Annotated in this window: 16 protein-coding genes; 5 read left to right on the top strand and 11 right to left on the bottom strand. The window is 62.6% G+C overall.

All coding sequences use genetic code 11. The annotated features are described in order from the left end of the window. Positions 1-57 precede the first annotated feature (57 nt). Positions 58-2,010, bottom strand: coding sequence for an acetoacetate--CoA ligase (locus FHX03_RS03585; RefSeq protein WP_097623916.1), 1,953 nt, complete (start codon positions 2,008-2,010; stop codon positions 58-60). 240 nt (positions 2,011-2,250) lie between these two features. Between FHX03_RS03585 and FHX03_RS03590 the strand changes: the two genes are divergently transcribed. Next, positions 2,251-4,143, top strand: coding sequence for an AsmA-like C-terminal region-containing protein (locus FHX03_RS03590; protein WP_183852603.1), 1,893 nt, complete (start codon positions 2,251-2,253; stop codon positions 4,141-4,143). Positions 4,144-4,145: 2 nt separating this feature from the next. Here FHX03_RS03590 and FHX03_RS03595 read toward each other — a convergent pair whose 3' ends face one another. The 5 genes from FHX03_RS03595 to FHX03_RS03615 all read right to left on the bottom strand — a co-directional run bounded on the left by FHX03_RS03595 (position 4,146) and on the right by FHX03_RS03615 (position 9,748). Beyond that, a complete protein-coding gene (locus tag FHX03_RS03595; protein WP_003588469.1) occupies positions 4,146-4,964 on the bottom strand; it encodes an ABC transporter permease in 819 nt (272 codons plus the stop codon). A gap of 3 nt (positions 4,965-4,967) precedes the next feature. Then, positions 4,968-5,879, bottom strand: coding sequence for an ABC transporter permease subunit (locus FHX03_RS03600; protein WP_183852605.1), 912 nt, complete (start codon positions 5,877-5,879; stop codon positions 4,968-4,970). 4 nt (positions 5,880-5,883) lie between these two features. Continuing rightward, positions 5,884-7,026, bottom strand: a complete 1,143-nt coding sequence (locus FHX03_RS03605) for an ABC transporter ATP-binding protein (RefSeq protein WP_183852607.1) — start codon at positions 7,024-7,026, stop codon at positions 5,884-5,886. 88 nt (positions 7,027-7,114) lie between these two features. Beyond that, entirely contained in the window at positions 7,115-8,212 is a 1,098-nt protein-coding gene (locus FHX03_RS03610; RefSeq protein WP_183777221.1) for a polyamine ABC transporter substrate-binding protein, read from the bottom strand. Between the two features lie 126 nt (positions 8,213-8,338). Then, positions 8,339-9,748: a short-chain fatty acyl-CoA regulator family protein gene (locus FHX03_RS03615; RefSeq protein ID WP_097623911.1), complete on the bottom strand. Its 1,410-nt coding sequence runs from the start codon at positions 9,746-9,748 to the stop codon at positions 8,339-8,341. A gap of 192 nt (positions 9,749-9,940) precedes the next feature. On the opposite strand from FHX03_RS03615, the gene aceA reads away from it, so the two are divergent. Next, on the top strand, positions 9,941-11,230 hold the full coding sequence (gene aceA / locus FHX03_RS03620; protein ID WP_183777220.1) for an isocitrate lyase: 1,290 nt from the start codon (positions 9,941-9,943) through the stop codon (positions 11,228-11,230). A 21-nt stretch (positions 11,231-11,251) separates the two neighbouring features. Then, a complete protein-coding gene (locus tag FHX03_RS03625; protein ID WP_003584324.1) occupies positions 11,252-11,488 on the top strand; it encodes a hypothetical protein in 237 nt (78 codons plus the stop codon). Positions 11,489-11,537: 49 nt separating this feature from the next. On the opposite strand, the gene FHX03_RS03630 is transcribed toward FHX03_RS03625, so the two are convergent. Then, positions 11,538-12,407 (bottom strand): LysR family transcriptional regulator, encoded by an 870-nt coding sequence (locus tag FHX03_RS03630; RefSeq protein ID WP_097623909.1) that lies wholly within the window; start codon positions 12,405-12,407, stop codon positions 11,538-11,540. An 89-nt stretch (positions 12,408-12,496) separates the two neighbouring features. Here FHX03_RS03630 and FHX03_RS03635 point away from each other — a divergent pair, with 89 nt between their 5' ends. Continuing rightward, positions 12,497-12,727 (top strand): hypothetical protein, encoded by a 231-nt coding sequence (locus FHX03_RS03635; protein WP_097624168.1) that lies wholly within the window; start codon positions 12,497-12,499, stop codon positions 12,725-12,727. Here the strand turns inward: FHX03_RS03635 and FHX03_RS03640 are convergent. From FHX03_RS03640 to FHX03_RS03655, 4 genes are all read right to left on the bottom strand, one after another. Next, positions 12,700-14,547, bottom strand: coding sequence for a methyl-accepting chemotaxis protein (locus FHX03_RS03640; protein WP_183852609.1), 1,848 nt, complete (start codon positions 14,545-14,547; stop codon positions 12,700-12,702). The two genes, FHX03_RS03635 and FHX03_RS03640, sit on opposite strands and share 28 nt — an antisense overlap. Positions 14,548-14,699: 152 nt before the next feature. Then, complete coding sequence (locus tag FHX03_RS03645; RefSeq protein ID WP_183852610.1) at positions 14,700-17,231, bottom strand: methyl-accepting chemotaxis protein; 2,532 nt, start codon at positions 17,229-17,231, stop codon at positions 14,700-14,702. Positions 17,232-17,544: 313 nt separating this feature from the next. Next, on the bottom strand, positions 17,545-17,688 hold the full coding sequence (locus FHX03_RS03650) for a hypothetical protein (protein WP_183777218.1): 144 nt from the start codon (positions 17,686-17,688) through the stop codon (positions 17,545-17,547). A gap of 246 nt (positions 17,689-17,934) precedes the next feature. After that, a complete protein-coding gene (locus FHX03_RS03655; protein WP_131711074.1) occupies positions 17,935-19,155 on the bottom strand; it encodes an NAD(P)/FAD-dependent oxidoreductase in 1,221 nt (406 codons plus the stop codon). A gap of 87 nt (positions 19,156-19,242) precedes the next feature. Here FHX03_RS03655 and FHX03_RS03660 point away from each other — a divergent pair, with 87 nt between their 5' ends. Continuing rightward, positions 19,243-20,679, top strand: coding sequence for a glutamine synthetase family protein (locus FHX03_RS03660; protein ID WP_097623906.1), 1,437 nt, complete (start codon positions 19,243-19,245; stop codon positions 20,677-20,679). The last annotated feature ends 4 nt before the right edge of the window (positions 20,680-20,683 follow it).

Consider the following 20,683-nt stretch of genomic DNA (forward strand, 5'->3'; position numbering starts at 1 on the left):
AGGTTTCCATGACAGTGCATCGATGAGTGATAAAAGATTGTAGCTTCCAATCCGCTATCAATCCTTGAGCTCCGCCAGCCCGGCAAAGAGCCGCAGCGCCTCGGGATTGGCGAGCGCTTCCTGGTTTTTCACCGGCCTGTTGTGAACGACCTCGCGCACCGCAAGCTCGACGATCTTGCCGGACTTAGTGCGGGGAATGTCCGCAACCGCGATGATCTTTGCCGGCACGTGCCGCGGCGAGGCGCCGGTGCGTATCCGCGTCTTGATCGCCTTGACGAGATCGTCCGTCAGCGTCACGCCTGATGCAAGGCGGACGAAGAGGATGACACGGACGTCGTCGTCCCACTCCTGGCCGATGCACAGTGCCTCGGCCACCTCCTCCATCTGCTCTACCTGATTATAAATCTCGGCCGTGCCGATGCGCACGCCGCCGGGATTGAGCGTTGCATCCGAACGGCCGTGGATGACAAGGCCGCCATGCTCGGTCCATTCGGCAAAATCGCCATGGCACCAGACATTGTCGAACCGGTCGAAATAGGCGGCACGATATTTGGCGCCGTCGGGATCGTTCCAGAACATCACCGGCATCGACGGGAAGGCCTTGGTGCAGACGAGTTCACCCTTCTCGCCGCGCACCGGCTTGCCGTCGTCGTTCCAGACATCGACCGCAAGGCCGAGGCCGGCCCCCTGGATCTCGCCGCGCCAGACCGGCTGCAGCGGATTGCCGAGCACGAAGCAGGAGACGATATCGGTGCCGCCGGAGATCGAGGCAAGCTGCACATCTTGCTTGATGCCCTCGTAGACGAAGGTGAAGCCCTCAGGCGACAGCGGCGAGCCGGTCGAGGTCATCAGCCGCAGGCTGGAAAGATCGTGGCTGTTGCGCGGCGTCAGCCCGCTTTTGCGCACCGCATCGATATATTTTGCCGAGGTGCCGAAGATCGCGAAGTTCTCGGCCGCGGCATAATCGAACAGCACGTTGCCGTCGGGCGCAAAGGGCGAACCGTCGAACAGGCAGAGCGTGGCGCCGCTGGCAAGGCCGCTGACCAGCCAGTTCCACATCATCCAGCCGCAGGTGGTGAAGTAGAACAGCTTCTCGCCGGCCTCCAGGCCGCAATGCAGCCGCTGCTCCTTGAGGTGCTGCAAGAGCGTGCCGCCGGCCGAATGGACGATACATTTCGGCACGCCCGTGGTGCCGGAGGAAAACAGGATGTAGAGCGGATGGGCAAAGGCGAGCGGCTTAAACTCGACCTCTTTTACCTGATAGGGCGCGACGAAGGCCTCCAGCGTCGAAGCATCAGGCGTTTGCCGCGCGACCGCCTCGGCATCGCCGGCATAGTGGACGACGATCGCCGGCACGCCTAAGCTTTTCGCCACCGCGGCGACCTTGGGGCCGACATCCTGCAGCTTGCCGGAATACCAATAGGCATCGCAGGAGATGAACAGTTTCGGGCCGATCTGGCCGAAACGGTCGAGCACGCCCTGTTCGCCGAAATCTGGGGAGCAGGACGACCAGATGGCGCCGATCGAGGCGGCCGCCAGCATGGCGGCGACGGTCTCCGGCATGTTCGGCATCATCGCGGCAATGCGGTCGCCCTCACCGATGCCCTGCGCCTTGAAAGCCTGCTGCAGCTTCGAGACCAGCGCCCGCAGCCGGTCCCACGACCAGCGGTCGTCGGCTTTGTCCTCGCCACGGAAGATGATGGCATCCCCCTCACCGCGCCCCGACAACAAGTTCTCGGCAAAGTTCAGCGTGGCATTCGGAAAGAAGCGAGCCTCCAGCATCCGGTCGCCATCGATGAGCACCTCTGCGCCGCGCTCTCCCTTCACGCCGCAGAAATCCCAGACGGCCGACCAAAAATTCTCGCGCTCGGCCACCGACCAGGCATGCAGATCTTCAAAGCCGGAAAGCGAAAGCCCGAAATCGGCATTGCAGCGCGCCATGAAGGCGTGGATCGGGCTTTTTGCGACGGCTTCCGCCGAGGGCACCCAAAGTGGTCTGTTATCCTGCATTCAATCCTCCTCCCAATCCCGCCTTTATATCATGCTGCATTGCATTATAAAGTGCGGAACCGACGCGATCCCAGCCTATGCATTCAGAAGGTCGATGCGTCGCTTCGAAGGTCTGCAGCATGCCTCGGCGCGTCTGAATAGGGGCGCGGTGCTGCAGGGGATTTGCATATGCCCGATATTTCCTATATCCGGCGAAATCAGCGCTTAACGGGATAACCGGCGGAATTGCCGGCGGAGATCATGAGCACGTCAAGACATCGCAGGTGGCGCAGGAAGATCGGACCCGTTTCGCGCTGGCTTCCGGCCTTCGCCCGTCTGTCGACGGTGTTTCTGCTGATCGCGCTGGGGCTGTTCGTAGCGCTAAGGGTCGCCGCACCCTATCTCATCACCACCGGCTTCGTGCGCTCGGGTATCGAGGATGCGCTGTCAAAATGGACAGGCTACCATGCCGAGATCAAGGGCAGTCCGGTTCTCGAATTCTGGCCGACGCCGCGCATCACGCTGAACCAGATCACCATCCGCCAGCCGCGCGAAAGCGGCGACAAGCTGCTCGGCAGCATTGACAGCCTGTCGGCCGATTTCAGCCTCATCGACGCGCTGAGAGGCCGCACCAGCTTCCACGAATTCCACCTGGTGCGCCCCAACCTGGCGCTGACGCGCGACGAGAATGGCCTGATCGACTGGAGTTATGCCGGCCTGCTTGCCCGCGCGATCAGCGGCGTGCGCACCGAAAACGGCGCCGAGGTGCTCGATCCCGATCTCGACGCCGAGATCGGCGCGGTGACGGTCGAGGACGGCACGCTTGCGGTGACCGACATCAAGACCGCCAAAACCTATCGTTTCGACAGCGTCACCGCAGATATCGCCTGGCCGAGACTGTCCGGCGCGATCTCGGCTGTTGTCATCGCCCGCATCAACGGCGAAGACCTGAAGGTCGATTTCGCCTCGCGCCAGCCGCTGCTCGTCTTTGCCGGCCGGAATGCCGAGACGCGGACGTCGCTGACATCGAACCTCTTGACGGCGCACTTCCAGGGAATTGCCAACATCGCCAGCCTTTTGGCGCTTTCCGGCAATATCACCGCCAGCATTCCCGATATGCCGGCGCTTCTTACATGGTCGGGCAAATCCATCCCCGGCATCGCCACGCTGAAGAGCGCCTCGCTGGAATCCGACATCATGTCGTCGGGCAACGGTCTGCGCTTCAACAATCTCAGCCTGTCGCTGAACGAAGCGAGCGCCACCGGGGTGATGGACCTTCTCACCCAACCCGGCAAACGGCCGAAGATCGGCGGCACGCTCGCCTTCGACCAGATGAACCTCAAGCCGTTCCTCGACGCTTTCGCGCTGAGACTCGCCGCCGGCGAGGCGGAGGAAATCTCCGCCGGGATAAACGGGCCGCTGCGGCTGCTCGATGTCGATGTCAGGCTTTCGGCGCGGCGCGCCCAGATGGGTCTCTTCGAGCTTTCCGATGTCGGCGCCAGCATGATCGTTGCCGGCGGGGAAGCGAAATTCGACATCGGCGACAGCCGGTTCGAAGGCGGCGAGATGACCGCGCATCTGGAAGCGACCCAGCGCGACTTCGACGGCGGCGGCAAGCTGCAGCTGTCGATCCGCGATGCCGATTTCGCAGCCCTTGCCGAGCGCCTGCAGCTGAAGGGACCGCTGCCGCTGGCGACCGGATCGCTCGATCTCGACCTGCAGTCGCCGAAGGCGATCTGGACGACCGGTCTTGCCGACGTCACCGGCAGGCTGCACTTCTGGACAAGGGAAGGCACGATCCCCGGCATCGATGCCGCGGCACTGAGGACCCAGGCAGCCCAAAAGCCATTCTTTCCGCTGAGTGCTGCGGCAGGCGGCGCCTTCGCTTTCAACCAGTTGAACCTGCAGGCCGATTTTGCCAACGGATCCGCCGAGATGCACGATGCCCGGATCGCCGGCACGGCCGAGACGCTGACGCTATCCGGCGTCATCACCTATCAGTCGAACGGGCTGGCGCTGTCTGGATCGCTCGAAGCGACCGATCCGGCCAAGGCGGCGGATCTGCCGCTTCTGCCGTTCTTCATCGGCGGATCCTGGCCGAACCCGGTGATCTCGCCGGTGCCGCTCTTGGGCACCACCCCTCACGCGCAGTAGGATCAAGCGCCGGCGGCGGCCGCGCGTTCGTCCCGTTGGCGCTGGATTTCGCGGCGCTTGGTGACGATCGAGGCGCAGATGACGCCGACCGCGACGATGCCGATCAGGATGGTGCATACCGCGTTGATCTCGGGCGTCACGCCGAGGCGCACCTGGCTGTAGATCCGCATCGGCAGCGTGGTGGCGCCCGGCCCCGAGGTGAAGCTGGCGATCACCAGATCGTCGAGCGACAGGGTGAAGGCCAGGATCCAGCCTGAGACCACGGCCGGCGCGATGATCGGCAGAGTGATCTCGAAAAAGGTGCGCACCGGCGGCGCGCCCAGATCCTGCGCCGCTTCCTCGATCGAGCGATCGAAGCTTAAGAGGCGCGACTGCACGACGACGGCGACGAAGCACATGGTCAGCGTCGTATGCGCCAGCGTGATCGTCCAGAAACCGCGATCGAAGCCGATCGCGACGAAGAGCAGCAGCAGCGACAGGCCGGTGATGACGTCGGGCATGACGAGCGGCGCGTAGATCATGCCCGAAAACAGCATGCGGCCGCGAAAGCGGGTGTAGCGCACCAGCGTCAGCGCCGCCATCGTGCCGAGGATGGTGGCGAGCGTCGCCGACAGCAGGCCGACACGGATCGTCACCCAGGCGGCGTCGAGCAGGCCCTGGTTCGAGAGCAGCGAGACATACCATTTGGTTGAGAAGCCGCCCCAGACGGTGACGAGCTTCGATTCGTTGAAGGAGAAGATCACCAGAAGCACGATCGGCAGGTAGAGGAAGGCAAAGCCGAGCGTGACGGAGACAATGTTGAAACGGGTCCATTTCAGCATGGCTTATTTCCCCCGCTCTTCGGCCTTGGCCTGGGCGTTCTGAAAGAAGACGATCGGGATCACCAGGATCATCAGCAGGATCGTCGCCACCGCCGAGGAGACCGGCCAGTCGCGGTTGGCGTTGAACTCGTTCCAGAGCGTCTTGCCGATCATCAGCGTCTGCGAACCGCCGAGCAGGTCGGGAATGACGAACTCACCGACAGCGGGAATGAAGACCAGCATGCAGCCGGCCACCACACCGGGGATCGACAGTGGAAAGGTGACGCGCCAGAAAGCCCGGATCGGCGTGCAACCGAGATCCTGTGCGGCCTCGATCAGCGTACCATCCATCTTTTCCAGCGCCGAATAGAGCGGCAGCACCATGAACGGCAGATAGGAATAGACGATGCCGATATAGACGGCGGTCGTGGTGTTGAGGATGATCAGCGGGCTGTCGATGATTTGCAGCGACTGGAGAAGCTGGTTGAGAAGCCCTTCCGGCTTCAGGATCGCGATCCAGGAATAAACCCGGATCAGGAAGCTCGTCCAGAACGGCAGGATGACCAGCATCACCAGCGTCGGGCGGATCGTGCGCGGCGCCTGCGCCATGCCATAGGCGATCGGATAGGCGATCAGCAATGTGAGGAAAGTGGCGATCCCGGCAATCACCACGCTTGAGATATAGGCATTGAAATAGAGCGCGTCGTCGGTGAGGTAGGCGTAATTGTCGAAGGACAGTTCTCCGATCTTGCTCCAGAGCCCCGCCCAGCCGTCGGCAAGCGAGAAGACCGGCTCGTAAGGCGGCATGGCGATTGCCGTCGTCGACAGCGAAATGCGGAAGACGATGAAGAACGGCGCCAGGAAGAAGAGCAGCAGCCAGGCATAAGGGATGGTGATGACGAGCCGGTTGTAGAGGCCGGAGGTGAGCTTGCCCATGATCTCAATCCTTCAAGAGAACGCCGGCGTTCTCGTCGAACGAGATCCAGACTTCCTGGTCGTAGGTGAAGGGGTCGTCGACGGAGCGCTGCGCATTGAGGGACGATGCTTTGACGATCTTGCCGCTCTGCAATTTCACGTGGAAGACGGTCATATCGCCGAGATAGGCGATATCCCAGAGTTCCCCGCTGGCGGCGTTGACCGAAGCGTTGGCGGGCGCTTGACGCAAGACCCGCATCTTTTCCGGCCGGATGGCGAAGCCGACGGCGCTGCCTGACGGCGGTGCCTCCGGCGCGGCGACGCGCACGCTGAAGCCGCTGTCGACCGATATCTCGACGGTGCCGTTGCCGGATGAGGCGACCTTGCCGTCGAAGATGTTGACGTCGCCGATGAAATCCGCAACGAAACGGGAATTCGGCGCCTCGTAGATCTCGGCCGGTGTGGCCACCTGCACGACCTTGCCGTGGCTCATGACGGCGATGCGGTCTGCCATGGTCATCGCCTCTTCCTGGTCGTGGGTGACGACGACGAAGGTGAGGCCGAGGCTCTGCTGCAGATCCATCAGTTCGAACTGGGTTTCCTCGCGCAGCTTCTTGTCAAGCGCGCCGAGCGGTTCGTCGAGCAGCAGCACCTTCGGGCGCTTGGCGAGCGAGCGGGCCAGCGCCACGCGCTGGCGCTGGCCGCCGGAAAGCTGGTTCGGCTTGCGTGAGGCGAACTGCTCGAGCTTGACGAGCTTCAGCATCTGCGCGACGCGGTCGGTCATCTCATCCTTCGCCATGCCGTCCTGTTTCAGGCCGAAGGCAATATTCTTCTCGACCGTCATGTGCGGGAAAAGCGCATAGGACTGGAACATCATGTTGACCGGTCGCTTATAGGGCGGCGTGCCGGCCATGTCGGTGCCATCCAGCACGATCTCGCCCGCGGTCGGCTGCTCGAAGCCGGCGAGCATGCGCAGCAGCGTGGACTTGCCGCAGCCCGAAGCGCCGAGCAGCGCGAAAAACTCGCGGTGATAGATATTCAGCGACAGATTGTCGACGGCGGTAAAATCGCCGAAGCGCTTGGTGACATTCTTGAAAGCGATGAAGGGTTTTGCAGAGGGATCGGTCCAGGGCGCGAAAGCGCGGCGGATATTGCCGAGAGACTTCATATTATTCCCCGAATACAGGTTTTTTCCGGCCTCCACCCGGGCCGGTAATTGAAAGGCCCGGACGTTTCCGTCCGGGCCTAAGGCTGCATTACTGGCCGGTGACGACCTTCGTCCAGAGGCGCGTCCCCAGGCGCTGCGTTTTCGGATCCCACGGCTTGACCGTGAAGAGGTTCTTCATCACCGCCTCTGTGGGATAGACGGCCGGATCTTCCAGAATGTCCTTGCTGACGAACTGCTGCGAGGCCTTGTTGCCGTTAGCATAGAAGGTGTGGTCGCTCGCCTTGGCGATGACCTCAGGCTTCATCATGTAGTTGAGGAATTCGTGGGCTTCGGCGACGTGGGGCGCATCGGCGGGGATGGCCATCATGTCGAACCACATCTGGGCGCCCTGCGGGGGAACCGAGTAATTGACCTCGACACCATTCTTGGCTTCGGCCGCGCGGTCGCGCGCCTGCAGCATGTCGCCGGAATAGCCGAAGGCGATGCAGATGTCGCCGTTGGCAAGCGCATTGATGTATTCGGAGGAATGGAACTTGCGGACATAGGGGCGCATAGCCGTCAGCAGTTCTTCGGCCTTCTTGAAATCCTCAGCCTTCGTGGAGTTCGGGTCGAGGCCGAGATAACGAAACGCCGTGGTGATGACGTCCTTCGGCGTGTCGAGCACGTAGATGCCGCAATCCTTGAATTTTGCGGCGACCTTCGGATCGAAGATCACTTCGAGGCCGGGCTTGGCATCGGGACCGAGGATTTCGGCGACCTTCTTGACGTTATAGCCGATGCCGTCGGTGCCCCACATGTAATCGACCGCGTGTTCGTTGCCCGGGTCGTATTCGGCGGTCCGCTGCTGGATCAGATCCCACATGTTGGACAGGTTCGGCAGTTTCGACTTGTCGAGCTTCTGGAAGACGCCGGCCTGGATCTGGCGCTGCAGGAAGTCGGCTGTGGGAACGACGACGTCATAACCGGTGCCGCCGGCCAGCAGCTTGGTTTCCACGGTCTCGTTGGAATCGAAGGTGTCGTAGACGACCTTGATGCCGGTTTCCTTGGTGAAGTCGGCAAGGATGCTGTCGTCGATATAATCCGACCAGTTGTAGACGTTGACCACGCGCTCCTGCGCAAAGGCCGGCGCGGCGGCGAGCAGCGCGGCAACGGCGGCGGCCGTCACACTTGCAATGATTGACCTCATGACTTCTCCTGTTTGTTCAAAGAGCCCGCATCCCCGGACATCTTTTCCCTCTGGTTTTGCCAGCAGACTAAGAAGGAATTTCACAGCCCACAAGCGCAAAATCCTGCGCCTTCAATGATTTCACAATCACTGGAAATCGAAGGCGCTGAGCCCGGCCACCATCTCGTCGAGCCCGAGCGGCCGCGTCACCGGCGGCTCGGCCCGGGAAAGGCAGCCGCGCCGCTCGCAGAGGCGACAGGCAGGGCCGATCGCCACCGGCTCGAGCGCTGTCGCCTGGCCATAGATCAGCGCCTCGCCAAGCGCGGCGTCGCAGCCGATCAGCATCGCCGTGCGCCGCAGCCTTTCACCGAATTCGACGCTAGGCCCCTCCAATGTGCGGGCGACCGTCAGGAACGAGGCGCCATCCGGCATGACCACCGTCTCTGCCAGGACCTGGCCCGGCTGCAGGAAGGCGGCGTGGAGATTGAGCTTCGGACAGCCGCCGCCGAAGCGCGCCTGTGGAAAACCCTGGGCGCCTGCCCGGCGCAGCCGATGGCCCGCCGCATCGATCTCGATCAGGAAGAAGGGAATGGCGGCGGCACCTGGGCGCTGCAGCATCGTCAGGCGTGCGGCGGCATGGCCGAAGGAGACGCCGAAGCGGGCGCGCAGAATGTCGATATCGTAGCGCGTCGACTTCGCCGCGGACAGAAAGGCTTCGTAGGGCATGGCCAGCGCCAGGGCGGCGATGCGGGCAAGCTCGAAGCGGGCGATGCGGCGCGCCTCGGCGGAGGAGAGCGAGAGATCGTCGAGTTCGGCGTCGATGGCAGGCAGCAAGGCAAGCGTCGCTGCCTCAACTGATATCTCGTGGGCGCGGTCGGCCGGCGACAGGCGCTCCGAGATGAAAAGCCGCATCGAATGGCGATCGAAACGGCGGCGCAGATCCGGCATGACGTGCACCGGCAGGACCCGTACCGCGATGCCGCGCTCGGCGCGCAGCCAATCCTTCAGGCCGACAGCAAGATCGAGGCCGCCGGGAAGCGTTGCGGCAAAGGCTTCCGCCGCCGTCTCGATCCGCCCGAAATAGGCGGAGCGGCGTTCTAGCGTCTCGCGCACCTCGTCGAGCGGCAACCGGCCGGCGGCGACGGGCGCATGGCCTTCGGCGGCCATCAGCGCCGTCAGATCGGACAGTCTTGCCGCCTGCTCGCGATAGGCGCGGTAGAGCTTGATCATGCCGCTTGCCGCATTGGGCGCGGCTTCGGCCACCTCGACCAATTCCTGGTCGCCGGGCAATTCGCCCGCAAGCAGCGGATCGGCGAAGACCTCCTTGAGCTGGCCGAGACTGCCGCCGGTCTGCCCGCGCAACTCCTCCAGATCAACCCGGTAGACGGCGGCGAGCTTCAAGAGGAGCTGCACCGTCAGCGGCCGCTGGTTGCGCTCGATGAGGTTCAGGTAGGAGGGCGAGATCTCCAGCGCCTCGGCCATGGCGGTCTGGGTCAGCGCCAGCGCATTGCGAATGCGCCGCAATTTCGGGCCTGCGAATATCTTGCGTTCCGCCATTGTCACACCCTTTGACAGGCCCGCGGCGTCAACATTTACAAAATTTTACAAATTCACAGCGCCGCTCTGTCAATCCTCGTCATCTTAACCTCTTTCCCACCTGGAAATCAAAGGTTTTCCTGGTCATGCCGGGAGATATTGTCAATCTTGTCATCAACACCCGCAATATCGTTTTTTCGTGAGGAGATCAGCATGACCGATTTTTACAAACTTGTTCCCAATGCGCCGGCAGGCCGCTTCGACGGCATCGACAGGCCCTATTCGGCCGATGACGTGCGGCGGCTCAGGGGCTCGGTGGCGCTGACCCATACGCTGGCCGAAATGGGGGCGGACCGGTTGTGGCGGCTGCTGCGCCAGGAGGATTTCGTCAATGCGCTCGGTGCGCTTTCCGGCAACCAGGCGATGCAGATGGTGCGCGCCGGGCTGAAGGCGATCTATCTCTCCGGCTGGCAGGTGGCGGCCGACGCCAATACGGCATCGGCAATGTATCCCGATCAGTCGCTCTACCCCGCCAATGCCGGGCCGGAGCTTGCCAAGCGCATCAACCGCACGCTGCAGCGCGCCGATCAGATCGAGACCTCGGAGGGCCAGGGGCTTTCCGTCGACACCTGGTTCGCGCCGATCGTCGCCGATGCCGAAGCCGGCTTCGGCGGGCCGCTCAACGCCTTCGAGATCATGAAGGCCTATATCGAGGCGGGGGCGGCCGGCGTCCACTTCGAGGACCAGCTTGCCTCGGAGAAGAAATGCGGCCATCTCGGCGGCAAGGTATTGATCCCGACCGCCGCCCATATCCGCAATCTCAACGCCGCCCGGCTTGCCGCCGACGTCATGGGGGTCGCGACGCTGGTGATTGCCCGCACCGATGCGGAAGCAGCAAAGCTGCTGACCTCCGATATCGACGAACGCGACCAGCCCTTCGTCGATTATGATGCCGGGCGCACCGTCGAAGGCTTCTATCAGGTCAGAAACGGCATCGAACCCTGCATCGCCCGGGCCGTCGCCTATGCGCCCTATTGCGACCTCATCTGGTGCGAGACCTCGAAGCCGGACCTCGATCAGGCGCGGCGTTTTGCCGAGGGCGTGCACAAGGTCCATCCCGGCAAGCTGCTCGCCTATAATTGCTCGCCGTCCTTCAATTGGAAGAAGAACCTCGACGAGGCGACGATTGCAAAGTTCCAGCGCGAACTCGGCGCGATGGGCTACAAGTTCCAGTTCATCACGCTCGCCGGCTTCCACCAGTTGAATTACGGCATGTACGAACTGGCGCGCGGCTACCGGCAGCGGCAGATGTCGGCCTATTCAGAGCTGCAGCAGGCGGAATTCGACGCCGAGGTCAACGGCTATACCGCCACCAAGCATCAGCGCGAGGTCGGCACCGGCTATTTCGACGCCGTGTCGCTCGCCATCACCGGCGGCCGGTCATCGACCACGGCAATGCACGATTCAACCGAACATGCGCAGTTCAAACCGGCTGCGGAATAGAGCGAAGAAGAGGAGAAAGTCATGGCATCCATTTCACGCGTCAGGGAACGGGCCGAGGAACAATCGACCAGCATGAGCGAGGATCAGCAGACGACGATCCGCATGCTCGCCAATGACCTGCATCGGCTGAACCAATCGGTCATGAAGGCCGTCGAGGCCGGCGTCTCGGTCGAGCTGGTGCGCTCGGCCCGCCATCACGGCGGCGACGGCAACTGGGGCGACCTGCTGATCCCCGTCGTCGTCACCAACCGGCATTGAAGAGAACGCCCGCGCATCTTAAGAAATGCGCGGGCGCTTCATCGTAATTTCAGCCGCGGCTCGGCCGTTTTCCGGCAAAGAGATCGGCATAACTTCTGATCAGCTTGGTCATGCGGTCGGCGACGGTGCGGATCTCCGGGCGATGGCGGTCCTCGGCGTTCATCACGATCCATTGCGCATGGCGCAATTCCGGCAGCTCGCCGCCAAGGCGCTGCAAATCGGGATGGAGATCGCCGACAAAACAGGGAAGCACCGCCTTGCCCGCGCCGGCGCGCACCAGATCGGGCAGCGACCGCGGCCGGTTGACGCTGGCGACGATCGCGGCTGCGGCATTGGCGTGCGGCCAGCGCAGATAGGCGGAGATCGCCTCCTCCTCGGCAACGGCAATCCAGCGCTCATCGGTCTCGGCGGCGTTGCGTCTGATATAGACGGCATAGGCCACCTCGCCGAGCCGGCGGGCGGCAAGATTGGCCTCTTCCGGCTCGAAGGCGCGAATGCCGATATCGCTCTCGCGATAGGCAAGGCTTGCGCGCGCCTCGCCGATCGTCAGCGAAATGGCAAAACCATCGCCCGGCATGCGGATGGCGGCGAAATTCTCCGTCAGCAGCCAGGCGACCCAGGTGCCGGCGGCGATCCTGACGGTCGTGCCGCCCTCGCCCGATTGCCGCCATGCCTCCACCTTGCGGGCGGCGGCCTCCATCTCCTGAAGGTGATCGAGCAGTGCCTGGCCGTCCTGGGTCAGGCGATAGCCGGTCTGGCTGCGTGAAAACAGGGCGCGACCGACCTCCTGTTCGAGATCGAGCATGCGCCGGCCAACCGTCGCGGGGCTGAGCCCGCTTGCGGTGCTTGCCCCCGTCAGGCCACCGAGACGGGCGACCTGCAGGAACAACTGGTAGGAATCCCAATTCGCGTTTTTCATCAATGAAAAACATAGCGGGGTTTTCCCTGTTTATGAAGAGATATTCGATGCCTAAATCAGGAGATGTCTTCTACAGAAAGGACATCGCCATGATCGATCTGATCACCATCGCAGCGACCCAGGGATATCGACACACTTGCAGGCCGGGCAGAGGCAAGACCGACGAGGATCGGTTCTATGCCGAGTTCGGCGACAGCGGTCTCGTCAATTTCGCCGCCTGGCTGACCTCGCTCGATCTCAGTCTCAGACGACGCCGCAAAGCTGCAGCGCAATCCAGCGGCGGCTGCGCGCCTCAAGCGACCTTCCTGGCCCCAAGATGAGCGGCGGCGGGCTCGGCAATGATCCGGAACCGCTCGATCAGCGCCATCAGCGTATCGGCCTCGCCGGCAAGCAGGCGGCTTGCCTGCGTGGTCTCGGCCACCATCGAGGCGTTTTTCTGGGTCATCTGGTCCATGGCGTTTACCGAACCGTTGACCTCCTGAAGTGCTGCCGACTGATCGCGGCTTGCGGTGGCGATGGTCTCGACATGGCCGCTAATCGCGATGATCTCATGGCTGATCGCTGCGAGGACGCTGCCGGTCTTCTGAACCAATTCGGAGCCCACCGTCACCTCGCGGCTGGATGTCTCGATCAGCGATTTGATCTCGCGCGCTGCATCGGCCGAACGCTGGGCGAGTTCGCGGACTTCCTGGGCGACGACGGCAAAACCCTTGCCCGCCTCGCCGGCGCGCGCCGCCTCGATGCCGGCGTTGAGTGCCAGCAGATTGGTCTGGAAGGCGATGTCGTCGATCACCTCGATGATCTGCTCGATGCGCTGCGAGGCCTCTTCGATGCGCTCCATCGCGGCGATGGCATCGCCGACGACGGCGCCGGAATTGTCGGCGGTCTTCTTGGTCGCGGCGACGACGCTGTTGGCTTCGCGGGCGCGCTCGGCGGAAGAGCGAACCGTGACGGTGATCTCCTCCACCGCCGCGGCGGTCTCTTCGAGGCTTGCCGCCTGCGCCTCGGTGCGTTTCGAAAGCTCACTTGCTGAAACCGAGACGGCGCCGCTGTTGCGCTGGATGGTCGAGGCGCTGTCACGGATACCGGAGAGCGTATCCTGGAGCCGCAGCAGCGAAGCGTTGAAATCGACGCGCAGCTGCTCCAGCCGGCCGACGAAGGGCGTGCCTATCGTTTCCGAGACATCGCCCTGCGACAGGCGTCCGAGGCCGGCGGCAAGCTGGTTGACGGCAAAGTCGATCTGGCTGTCGAGCGAGCGCTTGTCAGCATCGTTCCTGGCGCGTTCGGCATCGCTCAAGGCGCGCTGTTCGGCGGCCTGGGTTTCCAGATCGCGCCTGGCACGGGCGCTGTCGCGGAACAGCGCCAAGGCCCGGCCGATATCGCCGAACTCATTCTTCTTCGCGACGCAGGGGATCGCGCCGTCGAGATCGCCCGAGGAAATCGCGTGAACGCTCGCGGTCAGCGCCTGCAACGGCTTCACCGACAGGCGGATTGCATAGAAGGCGAGAACGCCGACGATGAGCATGACGATGGCGCCGACGCCGAGGACCAGCATCTGCAGCTCATACATGCGCTGGTAATAGACCTCCATCGGAATGCCGATGAAGAGAATGCCGACATTGGCATTCGATGCATTCTTGACCGGGAAATAACCGGTCATGAACTTGCGGCCGAAAAGCTCGGCCTGGCCATAATAGGCTTCGCCCCTGGCGAGAACCGGCTGGGCGGGGTGCTCGGCGACCAGCTTGGTGCCGACGGCGCGGTCGCCGTTTTCCTTCTTCACGTTGGTGGAGATGCGGACGTAGTCGCCGCCCTGCTTCTGGAAGATGGTCGCGACGCCGGCGATCGACTGCGCCGTGCGGTCGACCAGCGAATGATCGGCAAGGGCGGGGATGGCGTCTTCCGTTACGGTCGCGAGTTGGTTGTCCTTAAGCTCGACCCTGGCGCCTTGATCAGCTGCACCGTAAAGGACAGCCATGGCGCGGGTGGCATCCCTGGCATCGGAGACTGCCCCGTCCATGACATAGCGGCTCAGATTGTAGTAGGTCGCGCCGACGATGGCGGCCGTGCTGACGGCCAGCAGACAAAGCGTGATCGCAACGATCTGGCGGACGATTGACGTAGAAAAAAGGCGCAGCATCAAAAACCCCCGGCAGAAAACAAGGGTTAAATTAGACGAAAAGCGTTAAGGAAAATTTTCCGTATATCAGGGCCGCAGGCAGCGCGATTTGAACGCAAAACGGCCCCGGAATAAAACCGGGGCCGTTCGATTGAGGGCAAATCGGGCGGCGATCAGGCGGCGCGGTAGACCGGGCTGGCTGCCGCCTCGCCGTCGATCTTGAACTGCTGGATCAGTCTGCGCAGGGAATCGGCCTCGTCGGCCAGTTCGCGGCTGGCGGCAGTCGTTTCCTCGACCATGGCGGCGTTCTGCTGCGTCATCTGGTCCATCTGATTGACCGTCGCGTTGACGCTCTGCAGCGCGTTGGACTGGTCGTGGCTGGCGCGGGCGATCATCTCGACATGCTGGCTGATCGTGACGATCTGGGCGCTGATCTTGGCAAGCACCGTGCCGGTCTCCTGCACAAATTGCGAGCCGGAGCTGACCTCGTGGGTCGACTTGTTGATCAGGCCCTTGATTTCCTGCGCCGCGGCTGCGGAGCGCTGAGCGAGTTCGCGGACTTCCATCGCCACCACCGCAAAGCCCTTGCCGGCTTCACCGGCGCGCGCCGCCTCGATGCCGGCGTTCAGCGCCAGCAGGTTGGTCTGGAAGGCGATCTCGTCGATGACGCCGATGATCTGCTCAATCTGGCGCGAGGCATCCTCGATGCGACCCATCGCATCGATCGCATTGCTGACGACGACGGCAGAATCGTCGGCGCTGCGCTTGGCCTGGCGGACGATCTGGTCGGCATCCTTGGCGCGTTCTGCCGAAGAGCGGACGGTGACGGTGATCTCATCGACGGCGGCCGCGGTCTCTTCGAGCGAGGCAGCCTGCTGTTCGGTGCGCTTGGACAGATCCTCTGCCGACTGGGCCATCTGGTTGCCGTTGCCCTGAATCAGTTCGACATTGTCGCGGATCTGGCTCATTGTCGCCTGCAGGCGCACCATCGACCCGTTGAAATCCTGGCGCAGCTGTTCGAGGCGGCCAATGAAGGGCGTTTCGATCGTCGTCGAGATATCGCCCTGCGACATGCGTTCGAGGCCGGCGGCGAGCGCATTGACGGCGAATTCGATCTGGCGATCCATCTCGCGCTTTTCGGCGTCGTTGCGCTGGCGCTCGTGTTCGGCGGCGGCGCGCTCCTCGTCGCTCTGCTCCTCGATGCGGATCTTCGAGATGGCATTTTCCTTGAAGATGCCGAGCGCGCGGGCCATGTCGCCGATTTCATCGTGGCGCTGCTCGCCGGAGATATTGGTCTCCAGCGCGCCTTCGGCGATACGGCGCATAGCCCCGGTGATCTGGCTGATCGGGCGCTGCAGCGTCAGCACCAGGGCAATGCCGCCGAGGATCGACAGGAGAATGCCGAGACCGGTGGTCATGACGGAGATGCTGTTCGCCTGGGTGCGCTCGGTGCCAGCCGTCTGCTTCTGCAGCTCGGCGAAATCGGTCAGCTTCGTCCAGATCTGGTCAAGCTCCTGGCGGGCTGCGGCATAGGCCGTGACGCGCTCGGCGATCGTGTCGACGATCTTCGAGCCGCCGCCGGAGATGGCGTCGAGCGCGGGCTGGATCGCGCCCGATATGCCTTCGGCAAAGCCCATGCCCTTGGCGCTGGTGATCAGCACCTGCATGTCCTTGCCAAGTGTGCCGGCCTGCTGCTGCAGGCGCACGAGGTTGTCCTTGCTTGAATTGGCGAGGAAATCGGAAAGCACGATCTGCAGCGCATAGACGGAATTTTCCAGACGCCTGGTATCCTGAAGGACGGAGTTGGTCTGGCCGATGCGGCCCTCGAGGTCGGCGAAACGCTGTGTCGCCTCGCGCATCTTCTGGGTTGCGGTCAGCTGCGTATAGGTCGAGGTCTGGCGGAAGCGCGACACGAGCCGGCCGAGTTCGGCAATGTTCTCATCGGTCGGAGCGGGCATCGCCGCGATCGCCTTGATGCTGTCGATGGTCGCGGCCAGTGCGTCGATGACGTTCTTCTGGTTGGTCGGAACCGAAATGGCGATCAGGCGCTGGGATTTGATGATCGCAGGCATCTGTTCGTTGATGTAGGCGATCTTTTCCTGCGGCGTCTGCGGCTTGCTGTAGCCGCTGGCAACGGTGCCGAGGAAGTCGCCGCCCTTCAACAGGCGGTCGGCCGTGCGAAGCGTGATGGTGGCGGCGCCCTCGTCCTGCTGAAGCGCGGTCTGCAATTCCTCGGCCTGATAGGAGACCGTGAAGCGAGTGCTGATCAGGCTCTTTTGCGCTGCGTCGATCTGCTCATGCAGTGCCTGCTCCTGCTCATGCAGGCCCCAGAGCTTGTCGACGACGCCGGATATATCCTTGGTGCGGCGCGATGCTTCGGCCAGGCTATCGCGGCCGGCAGCCTCTTCACCGACCTGGTTCAACGTCGCATCGAGTACGCCCTGCTGGGTCTTCAGATCCGCAAGCAGCTTGTCGCGCGCCTGCTGGCTGGTGATGCGCAGGAAATCGTCCATCGAACCGTAGAGATCCTTGAACCCGCTCAACGACTGCAAGACGCTGTTGGATATTTCCATACGCCCCTGCAGCAGTCCCGAAGCGTAAAGGCCCGTCAGGCCGACCGCCGAAATGGTGACGACGAAAGGCAGAACGAAGATCAGGACCTTCGTCTTGATCCTGAAGCGGGAAAGAATCTTGTCAATCAACATGGCGTTCCGGGCCTTTCATACACCACTCCTCCCGCAGGCGGCCATCTGGCGCCAGCCGGGTACACATCGAGCTGTTCGTAATTTACATTGGGGAACCCGGAAGCCAGGCGGCAGTCATTGCCAGTTCATGTCCAAACAACTTTGGAGACGCCCAAATAATCGCGGGCAATTGTGTCAGATTAGATATTAATTTTCGGATAAGCGGTTGCGGCGAATGAAGCCAAGGCAGTGAAATAGTTGCAATTTTGTAGGCCGTGGTGCAGCGGGGCGGCGCAATTGCACCGCGACCTTCGTTGCGGGCCTGAAGACAGGATCAGAGGACGTGCGAAAGAAGCAGCGCGAGGCTGGCGGCGGTAGCGCCGGCTGCGAGCATCAGATAACGCAGGGCGACCATGCGGGCGTTCGGCTTCGCCTCGGCAATTGCGATGGCGCGGGCGCGTCGTGTGTTTCCGGTCATGCTCGAAACCTCACTTCTGTCTGACACGACAATCCAACAAAACGGCTTGCTGGTAAAGCTTATTTAGGAAGAGCTTTGCAGATCGCCAATTGAGACAGGATGGCGCACCTCTCTTAAGAAGTCTTGAATCGGTATTACCTAAAGAGCCTCGCATCGAATTTGATTCAAGCGATGCGCCACAGACCTTGTTTTATGCATGTCGTTGTTCCGGAACCGCTGCACACTTCCGGGCGACATGCATTGGATTTACGCATATTCGCCGGCGGCAAATCCGGAGGCCCAGGCCCATTGGAAATTATAGCCGCCGAGCCAGCCGGTGACGTCGACGCATTCGCCGATGAAATAAAGCCCGGGCACGGCCTTGGCCTCCATGCTGCGGGAATCTAGCGCTGCCGTATCGATACCGCCGAGCGTCACTTCAGCGGTGCGGTAGCCTTCCGAGCCGGACGGCTTGACCGTAAAGTTCTGCGCCGCCGCGGCAAGGCGCAGCAGGGCCTTGTCGGGCAGGTCGGCCATGTTGCCGGCGATCTTTTCGCGCTCGACGAGAAATTGGGCCAACCGCTTCGGCAGGATGTCGCCGAGTGCCGTCTGCGGCGACTGGCGGCCATTCAGCTGCTTTGCCGTCTTCAGATGTGCTCCGATGTCGATATCCGGTTCGATCGAAACGACGATCTCGTCGCCTTCGCGCCAATAGGAGGAGATCTGCAGGATGGCGGGGCCGCTGACGCCGCGATGGGTGAACAGCAGCGCTTCGCGAAAGGCGGTCTTGCCATGACGGATTTCGGCCGGGGCGGAAATGCCGGCAAGCGGAGCGATGGCCTCGAGCAGGCCGGGATCGAGCGTCAGCGGCACGAGGCCGGGGCGGGTTTCGAGCACGGGAAGACCGAACTGCTCGGCCAGGCGATAGGCAAAGCCGGTGGCGCCCATCTTCGGGATCGACTTGCCGCCGGTGGCGACGATCAGCGCAGAGGCTTCAAAAGCATCTTCACCGGTCGAGACGCGAAAACCCGCCTCCACCTTTTCGACACCTGTTATCTCGGTGCCGAGATGCAGTTGCGCGCCGGCGCTGCGCATCTCCGTCAGCAGCATGCGGATGACGTCTTTGGCGCTATCGTCGCAGAAAAGCTGGCCGAGCGTCTTTTCATGCCAGGCGATGCCGTGCCGGTCGACCATGGCGATGAAATCGGCCGGCGTGAAACGGGCAAGCGCCGACTTGCAGAAATGCGGATTGGCGGAAAGGAAGTTCTTCGGCCCGGCATGGATATTGGTAAAATTGCAGCGGCCGCCGCCCGAGATGCGGATCTTCTCGCCGGGCGCCCTTGCATGGTCGAGGACCACGACGGAGCGGCCGCGATTCCCCGCCCGGATGGCCGCCATCATGCCCGCCGCCCCGGCGCCGATGACGATGACGTCGCTTTTGCGCTGCAAACCCGTTTCCCCGATCAAGACAGCGCCTTCTTTTTCCATCAAAGGGCGAAAGTCAACGTTCTCAACCTCTCGCCAATTGGCAAAGTCCGGTTATGATGGCGCCACGATCAACCAAACCGGTGTGTCATGTCTCCAAAAAAGACGACGCTGAAGCCTGCCAGAAACGTGCCCGCCTCGAAGAAAACTCCCCCGGACCCCGGGTCTCTGCGCGGCGTTGCGAACTGGAAGGAAGCAGCGCGGTGGCTGAGGGACAGGGGCATCGAAGACATCGAATGCATCACGCCGGACCTTGCCGGCGTTCCGCGCGGCAAGATGATGCCGAGCTCGAAATTCACCTCGAACACCTCGCTGGCGTTGCCGTCGGCGATCTACCGGCACACGATTTCGGGCGAGTATCCGGAGGAGACCGAAAGCTTCCGCTACGAGCCGCGCGACAGCGATCTGAAGCTGATGCCCGATCTTTCCACGCTTTCGGTCGTGCCCTGGGAGACCGACCCGACGGCACAGGTGATCTGCGACATCGTCGATTCCGACGGCGGCGAAGTGCCCTATACGCCGCGCAACGTGCTGAAACGCATCCTGAGCCTCTATCACGACCGCGGCTGGAAGCCGATCGTGGCGCCGGAGATCGAATTCTACCTGGTCGCCAAGAATGACGACCCCGACTATCCGCTGCACCCGCCCAAGGGCCGGTCCGGCCGCTCGATCCTCGGCGGCCAAGGCTATTCGATTGCCGGGATCAACGAATTCGACGAACTGATCGACGACATCTACCATTTCTCGGAGAAACAGGGCCTCGAGATAGATACGCTGATCCACGAAGAGGGACCGGCGCAGCTCGAGATCAACCTGCGCCACGGCAATCCGATCGAACTTGCCGACCAGGTGTTCCTGTTCAAACGCACGATCCGCGAGGCGGCGCTGAAGCACGACATCTATGCGACCTTCATGGCCAAGCCGATGCAGGCCCAGCCGGGTTCGGCGATGCATATCCATCAGTCGGTTGTCAATATCGAGACGGGCAAGAACGTCTTCTCTAATGCGGACGGATCGGCCTCGAAGGAATTCTTCCATTTCATCGGCGGCATGCAGAAATTCGTGCCGAGCGCGATGGCGATGCTGGCGCCCTATGTGAATTCCTACCGGCGCCTGCAGCCTGATATGTCCTGCCCGGTCAACAATGCCTGGGGTTACGACAACCGGACGACGGCCTTCCGCGTTCCGGTATCCGATCCGCAGGCCAGGCGCGTCGAAAACCGGCTGCCGAGCTCGGACGCCAATCCTTATCTGGCGCTTGCAGCCTCGCTTGCCGCCGGCCTGCTCGGCATCATGAAGCAGATCGAGCCGACGGCGCCGACCGAGGATTCGGCCAATGAAGGCTCGATCGACCTGCCGCGGGGCCTGTTGGAAGCCGTGGCGCTGCTCGAGGACGAGCCGGCTTTCGAGGAGATTTTCGGCAAACAGTTCATCGGTCTCTACGCCGGCGTCAAGCGCGGCGAGTTCGAGACCTTCATGCAGGTGATCAGCCCCTGGGAGCGGGAATTCCTTCTGCTCAACGTGTGAGGCA

The sequence above is a fragment of the Rhizobium sp. BK456 genome (genome assembly GCF_014194045.1).
In the GTDB taxonomy this organism is placed as follows: domain Bacteria; phylum Pseudomonadota; class Alphaproteobacteria; order Rhizobiales; family Rhizobiaceae; genus Rhizobium; species Rhizobium redzepovicii.

Bases quoted from the DNA above. Each gene is read 5' to 3' on its own strand.
- FHX03_RS03585 (WP_097623916.1), bottom strand. From the start codon at position 2,010: ATGCAGGATAACAGACCACTTTGGGTGCCCTCGGCGGAAGCCGTCGCA.
- FHX03_RS03590 (WP_183852603.1), top strand. From the start codon at position 2,251: ATGAGCACGTCAAGACATCGCAGGTGGCGCAGGAAGATCGGACCCGTT.
- FHX03_RS03595 (WP_003588469.1), bottom strand. From the start codon at position 4,964: ATGCTGAAATGGACCCGTTTCAACATTGTCTCCGTCACGCTCGGCTTT.
- FHX03_RS03600 (WP_183852605.1), bottom strand. From the start codon at position 5,879: ATGGGCAAGCTCACCTCCGGCCTCTACAACCGGCTCGTCATCACCATC.
- FHX03_RS03605 (WP_183852607.1), bottom strand. From the start codon at position 7,026: ATGAAGTCTCTCGGCAATATCCGCCGCGCTTTCGCGCCCTGGACCGAT.
- FHX03_RS03610 (WP_183777221.1), bottom strand. From the start codon at position 8,212: ATGAGGTCAATCATTGCAAGTGTGACGGCCGCCGCCGTTGCCGCGCTG.
- FHX03_RS03615 (WP_097623911.1), bottom strand. From the start codon at position 9,748: ATGGCGGAACGCAAGATATTCGCAGGCCCGAAATTGCGGCGCATTCGC.
- aceA (WP_183777220.1), top strand. From the start codon at position 9,941: ATGACCGATTTTTACAAACTTGTTCCCAATGCGCCGGCAGGCCGCTTC.
- FHX03_RS03625 (WP_003584324.1), top strand. From the start codon at position 11,252: ATGGCATCCATTTCACGCGTCAGGGAACGGGCCGAGGAACAATCGACC.
- FHX03_RS03630 (WP_097623909.1), bottom strand. From the start codon at position 12,407: ATGAAAAACGCGAATTGGGATTCCTACCAGTTGTTCCTGCAGGTCGCC.
- FHX03_RS03635 (WP_097624168.1), top strand. From the start codon at position 12,497: ATGATCGATCTGATCACCATCGCAGCGACCCAGGGATATCGACACACT.
- FHX03_RS03640 (WP_183852609.1), bottom strand. From the start codon at position 14,547: ATGCTGCGCCTTTTTTCTACGTCAATCGTCCGCCAGATCGTTGCGATC.
- FHX03_RS03645 (WP_183852610.1), bottom strand. From the start codon at position 17,231: ATGTTGATTGACAAGATTCTTTCCCGCTTCAGGATCAAGACGAAGGTC.
- FHX03_RS03650 (WP_183777218.1), bottom strand. From the start codon at position 17,688: ATGACCGGAAACACACGACGCGCCCGCGCCATCGCAATTGCCGAGGCG.
- FHX03_RS03655 (WP_131711074.1), bottom strand. From the start codon at position 19,155: ATGGAAAAAGAAGGCGCTGTCTTGATCGGGGAAACGGGTTTGCAGCGC.
- FHX03_RS03660 (WP_097623906.1), top strand. From the start codon at position 19,243: ATGTCTCCAAAAAAGACGACGCTGAAGCCTGCCAGAAACGTGCCCGCC.